Consider the following 11,838-nt stretch of genomic DNA (forward strand, 5'->3'; position numbering starts at 1 on the left):
TCTATCCCCTTTTTACAAACGTTAACAATTCAATTGTATCGTAACTACTACAGACTGGAAACAATTATATGAATTTTCAAACCAACTTCCCTTCCTTCCTTAACAATGATATGATGAAATTCACTACGATTGTTCATAATTAACTTTATATAAAGGAGACTTATCATGTCAGAGAATAAAAAAGTAAGCTTAGCTGATTTAATGCGCGAACAACTTGCTAAGAAAAAGCAAGGAAATGGAAATGGCCAAAATGCAAAAAGTCAAAGCCAAGAAACGAAAAAATTACAAAACCAACAAACGAAAAAAACAAACAACCAACGTAGACGTACAGGTGTATAAATGAACGGACAAAAACGTTCTAATATCGCACCCGGTCTTGAAGTTGATATTGTATTAAAACAAGATCAACGAACAGGCAAATTAACACGTGGAATTGTAAAAGATATTTTAACAAACTCCTCTTCCCATCCGCATGGCATTAAAGTGCGATTGCAGGACGGGCAAGTCGGTAGAGTACAAAATATCGTTCAATAAGAAAAGGAGCTCAAGTAAACCCGAGCTCCTTTTTCTTTATTAGCCTTTAATTTTTTCGATGAAAACTACTTTTAAGTAGTCTCCCTCTTTAAATTGATCAATTGTACGAAAATCTTCTGGTAAAGAATGTTCTTCTAATATTTTGTATTTACCGTTCATTTCTTTAAATGCAGTATCGATAAAGCCTTTAAACTTTTTCATATCAAATGCGCTACAATTTGTAGAAGCAACGATAATACCGTTATTTTCTGTAATCGCGATCGTTTCTTTTAATAAGTTTTTATAATCTTTCGCTGCGCTAAATGTATACTTTTTAGAACGTGCAAAGCTTGGAGGATCTAATACAACCATATCGAACTTCATTTTTTTCTTCGCAGCATATTTAAAGTAAAGGAATACATCTTCTACAATAATATCTTGTGCTTCGTAATCAATTTCGTTGACACTAAATTGTTCAATCGTTTTACTTAAACTACGATTTGCAAGGTCCACACTCGTTGTTTTAGTCGCTCCACCAAGTGCTGCAAATACAGAGAAAGCACCTGTATAAGAGAACATATTTAACACAGTTCTTCCTTGTGCATATGTATCACGAATTTGTTTTCGAACGTTACGCTGATCTAAAAATACACCAACCATTGCTCCGTCATTTAAATAAACCGCAAAGTTCACACCATTCTCTTTTACGATAAGTGGGAACTCACCGCGCTCTCCTGCTACGAAATCATCGCCTTCAATGTATTTCCCTTTCGTATCAAAACGCTTTTTCTCATAAATACCTTTAAAGTTTGCTACTTTTTGAAGTGCCGCTATGATTTCATCTCTAAAAGTATAAATCCCTTCACTATACCAGCTCACTACGTAATAACCGTCATAATAATCGATGATTAAGCCGCCAAGACCATCACCTTCACCATTTAGGACACGGAATGCTGTCGTATCATTTGATTTGTAAAACTGTTTTCGTTTATGTAAGGCAGATTTGATTTTACTTTCAAAGAAAGATTGATTAATTTGTTCACTCTCTTTTCTCGTTAAAATCCAGCCGTATCCTTTATTTTGTTTTCCATAATAGCCTTTTCCGATAAATTGGTTCTTCTCATCTACTACTTTGATGATTGTCCCTTCTTCACGAATATCGTTTAAATTTTGAATTGCATCTTTTAAAATAAGCGGATATCCACTTTTAATTTCTTTTATAAATTTCGGTTTTATTTTTATAGTTACTTCAGATCGCATGTAATGTCTTCCTTTCCATTTGAATGCTTTCTATTAGTAGGAAGCATGTAAAAAACGAGGCCGAAAAACAGCCTCGTTTCACTATACCATATTATCGCTTTGCTAGTACAACCCGCTCAGCCTTACACCTAATCGCAATATATTTACTAACTTATGAAATAAACATCATACTTTCAAAAAAAATTTATATATTTCATTATTGCTATTGACAATGATAATGATTTTCATTATCATTTAATGTATATGAGTTCTTGAAAATATAGCTAGATTTATAGGAGGAATACACATGATTATTGTTACAAATACAGCTAAAATTACAAAGGGAAATGGACATAAATTAATTGAGCGTTTTAATAAAGTAGGTAAAGTTGAAACGATGCCAGGATTTTTAGGATTAGAAGTTCTTTTAACGCAAAATACAGTTGATTATGATGAAGTAACAATTAGCACTCGCTGGAATGCAAAAGAAGATTTCCAAGGTTGGACAAAGAGCTCAGCATTTAAAGATGCTCACTCACATCAAGGCGGAATGCCAGAATATATTCTTGATAATAAAATTGCTTACTATGATGTAAAAGTTGTACGTATGCCAATGGCTGCAGCACAGTAAAAACAGTTATTTTTTAAGTATAGAATATGAGGAGCGCTATCACTTCTCATATTCTATACTTTTTCTTTAATTTCTTTTCACTAATTTTGCATGTACAACTAGCCTTCCAGCCTCTGGATCAAGCGCATAGTCACATGTAGAAAGTGTTACAATTTCATCATTAGCCGTCAATTCCGTATCCGTTTTGTACAGTGATTTTTCTTGAATTTCCTTTAAGAACGATGTATATGCTGCATCATTTTCAAAATCCGTTTCAATGTAATAAAAGTCCGTTGTTGTCGTATATACTGAAAAAACTTCAACATCGTATCCTTCAAATAATGTATCGTAATATAATTTACGATGGGACATGAAGAATTCTTCATCCAACATTTTTTTTAAACTACCAAACATAGAACCGTCTTTCATACGATGGCCATATAAAATCGTATTTCGATTTTGAGATTTCACATCATTACGATGGTCCATAAAAATGCTTCCTGCTCTCATATCTTCACCTTTGTAATTACGAAATAAATAGTAATCATTATCCTTCGCTTGAACGATTGGATAATTAATTTGTGTATCATCCATCGTAATCCATCCAACTATCTCCGGATTAATTTTTTGGAGAGCTTGAAACTGCTTACGTACTTCCCCATCCTCTGATTTTTCTTCCATTGGACTTCTCTTATAAATATGTTGCGCTTCAGCCATTACTTTACGATTTTCATAATAATCCATGAAAATCCCACCCAATTCATACATTGAATAGAAAAAGATTCCTAAAAACACAATGGTAAGTATGCGTTGAAAAAATGAATTCTTTTTCCGTTCTTTCTTACTATTCAAATTATCACCTCAAAACGGATTATGCTCAGCCTTTAGATTCCCATTGGTACCATGTATAGTCCTGTATCTTCATCCTGCTTTACAACGACATCTACACCATATATTGCTTTAACCATTTCTTCTGTTATTACATCATTAGGATTACCTTTCGTAACAATCTCTCCATCTTTCATAACGATAATATGATCACTGTAACGAATGGCTTGATTAATATCATGTAATACCATTACAATCGTTAGTCCATACACTTCATTTAACTCTTTCACTAACTCTAATATTTCTATCTGATAATAAATATCTAAATATGTTGTCGGCTCATCTAAGAAAAGCATTGGTGTATTTTGAGCTAATGTCATTGCAATCCAAACTCGCTGTCTCTCTCCGCCTGATAAAGCATAAATTGGCTTATCACGCTTACTTTGTAAATTCGTACATACTAGTGCACGCTCAATCGCTTCTCTATCTTCATCTGTTTGCGGAGAGAAAATATTTTTATATGGCATACGCCCAAAGCTTATTAGCTTTTCCACTGTAATATCTGCTGGAGCCTCATTTTGTTGATGGACAACAGCTAACTTTCTAGCAAACTCTTTCGGTTTATATTCACTAATCGCTTTCCCATCAAGTATTACTTCTCCACTGCTAGGAGCGTGATTTCTAGACATAACACTAAGTAATGTTGATTTCCCACATCCATTTGGGCCAATAATTGTTGTAATTTTCCCAATTTCTATTTCACTACTAACAGACTTTAAACGATTTGTTACGTTATCGTATGAAAAGGTTACATTTTTAATTTCCATGAACTTTATCACTCTTTCTAAGCAAGAATATTAAGAATGGACCACCAATAACTGCCATAATTGTTGCTGCTGGAATTTCATTAGGTGGCACAATTAACCTTCCAATTGTATCTGCCGTCAAAATTAATAACGCCCCTGCAAGAGCAGAAAATGGAATTAATACTTTATGGTCTGAACCGACTAATTGTCTTGAAATATGCGGAACAAGTAATCCTACAAAAGCAATAACACCTGCAATCGCTGTTGATACTGCCGCTAAGAGTACTGCAATGGCAGAAATAATAAGACGAACTCTCGTCACGTGCAAGCCTAAGTTTTTCGCAGTCTTATCTTGTAGCGATAATAAGTTACACCAAGCTCCTACGAACAGAGCAAGAATAAGACCAATCGTTCCATAAGTCACCATTATTTCTACATCGCCCCACGTCTTCATTGTTATGTTAGAAGTCGTCGTTTGCTTAATACTCTTAATAAAATATCCACAAATCGTAACGAATGATTCATTTAATCCAGTAAACATTGCATTAATAGCAATACCAATTAAAATAATGCGGAGTGGACTTAATCCAGACTTCCATGAAAAAGAGTAAACGAGATAACACGCAAGCGCACCGCCTAAAAATGCGAATACTGGTGTCCAGAAAAATAATTGTGGAAACAACGTAATAATAACGAGTGTCATAAAACTTGCTCCAGAAGATATCCCGATTACACCAGCATCAGCAAGTGGATTTTTCATAACAGCTTGAAAAAGCACACCTGAAACAGCCAGAGCTGCTCCAGTAAATAGTGCAATAATAATACGTGGGAAACGTAAATCTTTAATCACTTCAACATCTTCATTTCCCCCTGTAAATATCCCTTGTACAAGCTCAACAATACCTACTTCTAAACTCCCTTTCATCGCTGACAATGATGTCATAACAATAAGCAATGCAGTAACAATGAGGAAACTCCAAGTTTTTTTATTCATTCCACTCTTCCTTTATATTAAAATGCATCACGGATACATCATTTTTTTCAATTCATCTAACGCTTCAATTGCTGCTAAATTGCCTGTCGTTCCAAATAAACGCTCTTCTAAATCGTAAACACGGTTATTTTTAACTGCAGCGAAGTGCTTCCAAATGTCATTCGCTTTAAATTCTTTATTGAACATTTTTACAACTTCATCAGGCATACCATGAGCTGCTCGTAAAATAATATCTGGATCAGCTTTCTTTAAGTACTCTGTATTAGAAGCTAAATACTCTACTCGTTCACCTTGTACAATGTTTTTACCACCTAGTTGTTTCACTAAATCTCCAATATAAGAATGCTCTGTTGCTACTAAATAACTTCCTGGCACACCTAACAAAATAAGTACTGTCGGTTCTTTCTTTCCTTTTACTTCTTTTTGAATGCTAGCAACCTTTTTATCTAACTTAGTTACAACTTCTTCAGCCTGCTTTTCACGTCCATATTTCTTACCTAAATCGCTAATAGAATTTTGCATATTTTTCAAGCTTGTTAAATCTAAAAAGTTTACTTTCATACCCACACCATCAAAAACTGGCTTTAATTCATATTCAAGTGTTGTCACAGATAATACTTCTGACGGCTTTAATGATTTTACCTTTTCCATATCTGGACTCATTGGATTCCCAACTTCAGGTAAACCTTTATATCGCTTTGGTAAAGTTTTAGAACTTGTTGGAACGCCGACTAAATCTACTTCTAACGCATCCATAATTTCAGTAACAGCCACTGTTGTTGCAACAATGCGCTCTTTACTCTCACTCTTTACCTGCTTTGCTGTTTCTTTTTTGGGTGATGAGCACCCGGCTATACTCATTAACAAAATGATAGCCATTAGTACACTTGCAATTTTCTTCACTCTCAATCACCACTCCTTTCCATACAATATGAAACAAGTCTTGATGCACGCGAACATGCATCAAGACTCCAAAAATTACAATCTACCCGCTCTATATTTACGAACTAGTAAAGCAAGTGAACCTAGCAGTAACACCATGTATAAACCAAGTTGTGCTGTATCTGCAGTTTTTGAGTTTTTCTCTTTTTTTGCATCATTATCTGTAGCATTGTTTTTCTTCTTATCATCTGCATTTCGATTAAAATCAGGATTACCTACTGTTTTTACATTATCTACTTTCGGTGTAGTCACTGGATTTTTTGGTTCATTTTTTGGATCCTCTTTAATAGTTCCTAACGCACCGATATTATTTGTATCAAATTGAATTTGTACATCGTAGAAATGATGGTAGTTCATCTCATCGATGTCTACCTTTACTTTTGCGTTTAATTTTTTAAATAGATCTTCTACTTCAAACTGTACTACTCGCGTATTTGCATTTTTATCTTCGCTTATTACTTTCGCATCAGCGAATAGCTCATTGTTTTCCGTTTGGAATTTCGTAATCCACACGCTATTTTTCAGCGTCATCTCAATGTATTTTTTACCATCTTTTACGATTAATTTCGCTGGATTTACAACATAGTCATGCATCTTTGAAATCTCATCTGTTTTATCTTTTAATACTTTAAATGTAATATCATATTGACCGTCTACTAAATTTTTCGGATCAACTATTACTTTCGGTTTATTATTTCCACCTTGGTTATCATTTCCGCCTTGGTTGTCGTTTCCACCTTGGTTATTGTTTCCGCCTTGGTTGTTGTTTCCGCCTTGCTTGTCGCTTCCACCTTGATTCCCTAAAGCTTTAATACTATCTTGATCAAATACAAATTGAACATCGTAGACATGGTGATAATTCATTGAATCAATATCTACTTTTACTTTTGCATTTAATTTTTTAGACAAATCGTTTACTTCTACTTCTACTACTCTTGTATTTTGTTCTTTATTTTCACTTAACACTTTTGTATTAACGAAAGAACCATTCTTCTCAAATTCAAATTTCGTAATCCATGTACTATTTGTTAATGTAAACGATACATATTTCTTACCATCTTTTACTTTTAATACACCTGGACTTTTTGTGTATGTGTTCATCATTGAGATTTCATCTGTTTGATTTTTTAACACTTTAAAGCCAATGCTGTATTCACCATCTTTAAGAGCTTTTGGATCAATTGTTGTGTTATTATCTTGGTTGTTGTTTCCGCCTTGGTTATTGTTTCCACCTTGGTTGTCGTTTCCGCCTTGCTTGTCGTTTCCACCTTGGTTATTGTTTCCGCCTTGCTTGTCGTTTCCACCTTGGTTATTGTTTCCGCCTTGGTTGTCGTTTCCGCCTTGGTTGTCGTTTCCGCCTTGGTTATTTAACGGCTTAATGCTACCTTTATCAAATGCAAATTGAATATCGTAAAAATGGTGATAATTCATTGAATCGATATCTACTTTTACTTTTGCATTTAACTTTTCCGATAAATCCGGTACTTCTACTTCCACTACGCGTGTATCAGCTTTTTTATCTTCACTTATTACATTTGCATCAACAAACGAACTATTTTTCTCAAATTCAAACTTTGTAATCCAAGCACTATTCGTTAACGTAAAGGATACATACTTCTTACCATCTTTTACTTTTAACACACCTGGACTTTTTGTATATGTGTTCATCATTGAAATTTCTTCTGTTTGATCTTTTAATGTTTTAAAATTGATGCTGTATTCACCATCTTTAATTGTTTCAGCATCTGGATTTTTATTATCGTCTGGTTTTTCTACTTCTGGTTTTTCTACTTCTGGTTTTTCTACTTCTGGTTTTTCTACTTCTGGTTTTTCTACTTCTGGTTTTTTCTCTTCATTTTTAATTTTTTCAAGTTTATCTTGTTCAAATAAAAGTTGTACATCATGCGTTTGCTTATAATTTCTTGATGCCATTTCGATAAATACTTTTGTATTTAGTTTTTTAGATAAATCGTTTACTTCAAACTCTACTACTCTTGTATCTTTTTCCTTATCCTCACTCACTACTTTTGCATCAACAAATGCACCATCTTTTTCCGTTTGGAAATTTTTAATTAATGAGCTACTTTTTAGTATTATAACGGCTTTTTTCTTACCATTTTCTACTTTTAATACTCCTGGATTTACCATGTAACTATTCATCTTGGATTCTTCATCTGTTTGATCTTTGAACACTTTAAATGGAATGCTGTACTCACCATCTGTAATTGTGTTAGAATTTGGTTGTTGATCTGGGTCAGGCTTTTGGTCGGGCTTCTGACTCGGATCAGGTTTTTCATTTGGATCTGGCTTATTAGCTGGGTCCTCTTTTTCATTTGGCTTTTCTACATGAACGGGTTTAATACTATTTTGATCAAAGACAATGCGCACATCATAGTCATGATGATAATTTAAAAAATCAATATCTACTTTTACTTTTGCATTTAATACCTTCTCTACATCTTCCACATCAAATTCTACTACTCTTGTATCTTTTTCTTTATCTTCACTAATTACATTTGTCTCAACAAGTTGGCCTGCTTTTTCTGTTTCAAACTTCGTAATCCATGAACTATTCGTTAATGTAAAGGATACTTTCTTTTTCCCATCCTTCACTTTTAAAGTTCCCGGGCTTACTGAATATTGATTCATCATCGATTCTTCATCTGATGTATCTTTTAAAACTTTGAAGCCAATTGAATATTCACCGTCAGCTAACTTGGTAGCTGCTTGAACTGCAAGTGGTTGTAATGTTGATACAAATGTAAATATCATTAGACACATTGCAACAACAATCTTAAGATACTTGTTCAATGAAATAACGCTCCTTTATAAAAAATTAATTATTTAACACTGTTCCCATCAAATACAAAGCGAATATCATATGAAGCATTGTAATTAATAATTGGGATATTAATTTTCACCTTGCCGTTTAGTTTTTTTGACAAGTCAGCAACTTCAAATTCTACAACTCTAGTATTATCTGTTTTGTTTTCACTTAACACGGTTGTTTCTATAAATTGACCATCTTTTTCTACTTGGAAACTTTTAACAGAGGAACTATCTTTCACTTTAAATGAAACATATTGTTTTCCATTTTTAACTGTTAATGTTGCTGGGCTTTCAAAATAACTATTCATTCTAGATGATTCATCTTTATCGCCTTTCCATACAGTAAAAGCAATATTATATTTCCCATCAGCTAGTTTTGTAGCAGCCTTTGCATCTTGTGAACCTAGTGTTGCGATAAACGTAAATAAAACAGCAAATACGGCAATAATCATTTTAAATTGTTTAAACATATATTCATCACCCTTCGAAATATTTATTTGTTTAGCTTCGCTTTACGAATTAAGAAAACACCTGAAACAAGAAGTAACGCTGCAAAGAATCCGATACGTGCTTCGTCTCCCGTTTTTGGATTATCTGTTTTTTCAGCTTTTCCACTCTCATTTGTTTCTTTATTCGCTTCTTTATTCTCTACTTTCGTTTTTTCTTCTTTTACTTGTGTATCTGTTTTCGCTTGGTCATTATTTTTTGTTGCAGCAACTACACCGTTATCGCCACCTACAGCTTTTACATTTGCATCAAACGCAAAACGAATTGTATAGTGGTGGTCATAGTTTGCACTTGGTACAACAACATGAATTTTTACTCCCAACGGCTTTGATAGATCATCAACTTTAAATTCAACCGTTCTTTTATCAGCCCCTTCGTCCTTACTCACTACTTTTGCATCAACAAAATTTCCATTCTCCGGTGCTTTAAATTCTGTAATCCAAGCACTATGGTTCATTGGAACTTGAACTTTCATCTCACCATTTTTTACAACTAACTTAGCTGGCTTTTCAAAATAATCATTTGCCATTGAAGCTGACTCGTTTTCCGCTTTTTGTATTACGTAGTTAATATCATACGTACCGTCAGCTAATTTTGCTGAAGCTTGTCCGAACGGCACTACAAGAAAAGCTAGCATACATACAAATGTCATAATAAAAGCGGGTAATACAGAAAACTTTTTCATTTTTCTTGTTTCCTCCTTGTTTATCTTGCATTTCACTTTTTGAAAATGATAATTATTCTCAATTTATAAGAAAAAAATAACCTTTTCCACCTATATTTAATTAGCATTCTTTTATGTAACATAAGTATTATTGATTATCATTCTCATTGAATATTAAAAATAATATCTCACCCTATTCCTTATACGAAGGCATAGAAACTGAGAAAAAATTATAAAACTTATTCATTGATTATCATTCTCAATATAAATCAAAAAAAATAAACTATCCCTTTTCCTCTTCTTTCACCTCTTCCCATAACAACACTATAGTTATAGAAACCCCTTTCCTTCACTTCCCTTCCAATATTTCCACAACTAAGTCAATCTTAGCCTACTCATAAATTTTTTGTCAACTATATTACGTATAAAATTTTTAATATCTGAATTTCTCTATATGTGGCTTTTTCTACAAAAAAAAGAGACTTTCTATTATAGAAAGCCTCTTTTCTCTATTTTTCTACAGCAATTTCCTGCTTTTGAAACTTAGAAACTATATAACCAAATCCTATACCGATTATGCCTGGAACTAACCAACCAATTCCTACACTATATAATGGAATTTTATCTAAAATAGGTGCTAATGCTGCAATTTGAAGGTTTGCATTGTGTAATCCATCAAAGAAACTAATTGCGAACGCTCCTACAATACCACCCACATACATCGCTAATGGAAGACGAACGTAGTTTTCAACAAGTGATAATACGATAAGAACGATTCCAATTGGATAAATGGCGATTAAGATTGGTAATGCTAATGCGTTTAACTGCGTTAAACCAAGATTGGCTACCATAAATGCTAGTACACAGAAAATGAAAACGACTTTTTGATATGAAAGCTTTGGTAATAAGGAAGAGAAATATTCTCCACAAGCTGCAACAATACCTACAGAAGTTGTTAAACATGCTGCTGTAATTGCAATACCTAGTAATAATGTTCCGTAACTACCAAATAAATGATTTACAACGTTTGTTAAAATAATGCCTCCGTTTGCGCCCATTCCAAGCGATACACTAGAAGCTCCAAGATACGCAAGCGCTAAATACACAAGTAGTAAACCAAGTGCTGCAATAAATCCTGCAAAGATTGTTACTTTCGCAATGCTATTCTTATTTGTAACACCTTTTGCTTTTAAAGCATTAATGACAACATTTCCGAAAACAAGTGCTGCCAGTCCATCTAAAGTTAAATATCCGTCAATAAAACCTTTGAAAAGAGGAGCACTATACGCTTCTGTCGGTGAACCAAATTCTCCAATTGGTGTAATAAGTGCTTTACCTACAATAATTGCAATAACAGCTAATAAAATTGGAGTTAACACTTTACCGATGCGTCCCACTAATTTTGAAGGATTTAAAGCTAAATAGAAAGTTACCGCAAAGAAAATAAATGTAAAGATAACAAGTGGATAGGATTGGCTAGCTATCTCACTTGGTAAAAATGGTGCAACACTCATTTCATAAGCAACTGTCCCTGTACGCGGAACGCTTACGAATACGCCTAAGCATAAATAAATTGCAGTGATAAAAACAAGTGCGAAGATAGGATGCACACGTCCTGCTAGCTCATTAATATCTCCCTTTAGAGCTATAACGATTACCCCTAATAAAGGCAATCCAACACCTGTTACGATAAAACCAAATAACGCGATCCATACATCTGTTCCAGCACCTTGTCCTAACGCTGGTGGAAAAATCATATTACCTGCACCGAAAAATAGTGCAAATAACATTAAACTTATTGCAAACATCTCAGAAAATTTTAAAGATGATTTCATTTCTACTAACCTCCTAAATAATCAATTGACAAAATATTCTGAATTAAAATCCGTCAAATCTCCTCTTTCAA

General features: G+C 33.7%; 12 protein-coding genes. 3 read left to right on the plus strand and 9 right to left on the minus strand.

Annotated elements, in window-relative coordinates:
• Nucleotides 1-165 precede the first annotated feature (165 nt).
• A complete protein-coding gene (locus tag MHH42_RS22950; RefSeq protein WP_001293579.1) occupies nucleotides 166-339 on the plus strand; it encodes a hypothetical protein in 174 nt (57 codons plus the stop codon).
• Nucleotides 340-534 carry a YwbE family protein gene (locus MHH42_RS22955; protein ID WP_074607606.1) on the plus strand — a complete coding sequence of 65 codons (195 nt, stop codon included), beginning with the start codon at nucleotides 340-342 and terminating at the stop codon, nucleotides 532-534.
• A gap of 39 nt (nucleotides 535-573) precedes the next feature.
• Here the strand turns inward: MHH42_RS22955 and MHH42_RS22960 are convergent, their stop codons facing one another.
• Entirely contained in the window at nucleotides 574-1,773 is a 1,200-nt protein-coding gene (locus tag MHH42_RS22960) for a class I SAM-dependent rRNA methyltransferase (RefSeq protein WP_001255942.1), read from the minus strand.
• Between the two features lie 286 nt (nucleotides 1,774-2,059).
• Here MHH42_RS22960 and isdG point away from each other — a divergent pair, with 286 nt between their 5' ends.
• A complete protein-coding gene (isdG, locus tag MHH42_RS22965) occupies nucleotides 2,060-2,383 on the plus strand; it encodes a heme oxygenase (protein WP_000587821.1) in 324 nt (107 codons plus the stop codon).
• Nucleotides 2,384-2,449: 66 nt separating this feature from the next.
• On the opposite strand, the gene srtB is transcribed toward isdG, so the two are convergent.
• The 8 genes from srtB to brnQ6 all read right to left on the minus strand — a co-directional run bounded on the left by srtB (nucleotide 2,450) and on the right by brnQ6 (nucleotide 11,767).
• Entirely contained in the window at nucleotides 2,450-3,214 is a 765-nt protein-coding gene (gene srtB, locus MHH42_RS22970; RefSeq protein ID WP_002106599.1) for a class B sortase, read from the minus strand.
• A 32-nt stretch (nucleotides 3,215-3,246) separates the two neighbouring features.
• Nucleotides 3,247-4,017, minus strand: a complete 771-nt coding sequence (locus tag MHH42_RS22975; protein WP_000403759.1) for an ABC transporter ATP-binding protein — start codon at nucleotides 4,015-4,017, stop codon at nucleotides 3,247-3,249.
• On the minus strand, nucleotides 4,007-4,990 hold the full coding sequence (locus MHH42_RS22980) for a FecCD family ABC transporter permease (protein WP_340894221.1): 984 nt from the start codon (nucleotides 4,988-4,990) through the stop codon (nucleotides 4,007-4,009). The genes MHH42_RS22975 and MHH42_RS22980 overlap by 11 nt, the downstream gene beginning before the upstream one ends.
• Nucleotides 4,991-5,017: 27 nt before the next feature.
• Nucleotides 5,018-5,899 carry a heme ABC transporter substrate-binding protein IsdE gene (gene isdE / locus MHH42_RS22985; protein WP_070173827.1) on the minus strand — a complete coding sequence of 294 codons (882 nt, stop codon included), beginning with the start codon at nucleotides 5,897-5,899 and terminating at the stop codon, nucleotides 5,018-5,020.
• 69 nt (nucleotides 5,900-5,968) lie between these two features.
• Nucleotides 5,969-8,743 carry an NEAT domain-containing protein gene (locus tag MHH42_RS22990; protein ID WP_340894222.1) on the minus strand — a complete coding sequence of 925 codons (2,775 nt, stop codon included), beginning with the start codon at nucleotides 8,741-8,743 and terminating at the stop codon, nucleotides 5,969-5,971.
• 29 nt (nucleotides 8,744-8,772) lie between these two features.
• On the minus strand, nucleotides 8,773-9,231 hold the full coding sequence (locus MHH42_RS22995) for an NEAT domain-containing protein (protein ID WP_070173829.1): 459 nt from the start codon (nucleotides 9,229-9,231) through the stop codon (nucleotides 8,773-8,775).
• A 23-nt stretch (nucleotides 9,232-9,254) separates the two neighbouring features.
• Nucleotides 9,255-9,953, minus strand: a complete 699-nt coding sequence (gene isdC / locus MHH42_RS23000) for a heme uptake protein IsdC (protein ID WP_000714743.1) — start codon at nucleotides 9,951-9,953, stop codon at nucleotides 9,255-9,257.
• 488 nt (nucleotides 9,954-10,441) lie between these two features.
• Complete coding sequence (gene brnQ6, locus MHH42_RS23005; RefSeq protein WP_000842656.1) at nucleotides 10,442-11,767, minus strand: branched-chain amino acid transport system II carrier protein BrnQ6; 1,326 nt, start codon at nucleotides 11,765-11,767, stop codon at nucleotides 10,442-10,444.
• Nucleotides 11,768-11,838: the final 71 nt, after the last annotated feature.

The organism is Bacillus sp. FSL L8-0099, from assembly GCF_038006385.1.
In the GTDB taxonomy this organism is placed as follows: domain Bacteria; phylum Bacillota; class Bacilli; order Bacillales; family Bacillaceae_G; genus Bacillus_A; species Bacillus_A toyonensis.

Excerpts from the sequence above, each read along its gene's own strand:
- MHH42_RS22955 (WP_074607606.1), top strand. The coding sequence starts at position 340 with ATGAACGGACAAAAACGTTCTAATATCGCACCCGGTCTTGAAGTTGAT.
- MHH42_RS22995 (WP_070173829.1), bottom strand. The coding sequence starts at position 9,231 with ATGTTTAAACAATTTAAAATGATTATTGCCGTATTTGCTGTTTTATTT.
- isdC (WP_000714743.1), bottom strand. The coding sequence starts at position 9,953 with ATGAAAAAGTTTTCTGTATTACCCGCTTTTATTATGACATTTGTATGT.
- MHH42_RS22975 (WP_000403759.1), bottom strand. The coding sequence starts at position 4,017 with ATGGAAATTAAAAATGTAACCTTTTCATACGATAACGTAACAAATCGT.
- MHH42_RS22980 (WP_340894221.1), bottom strand. The coding sequence starts at position 4,990 with ATGAATAAAAAAACTTGGAGTTTCCTCATTGTTACTGCATTGCTTATT.
- MHH42_RS22960 (WP_001255942.1), bottom strand. The coding sequence starts at position 1,773 with ATGCGATCTGAAGTAACTATAAAAATAAAACCGAAATTTATAAAAGAA.
- MHH42_RS22950 (WP_001293579.1), top strand. The coding sequence starts at position 166 with ATGTCAGAGAATAAAAAAGTAAGCTTAGCTGATTTAATGCGCGAACAA.
- brnQ6 (WP_000842656.1), bottom strand. The coding sequence starts at position 11,767 with ATGAAATCATCTTTAAAATTTTCTGAGATGTTTGCAATAAGTTTAATG.
- isdG (WP_000587821.1), top strand. The coding sequence starts at position 2,060 with ATGATTATTGTTACAAATACAGCTAAAATTACAAAGGGAAATGGACAT.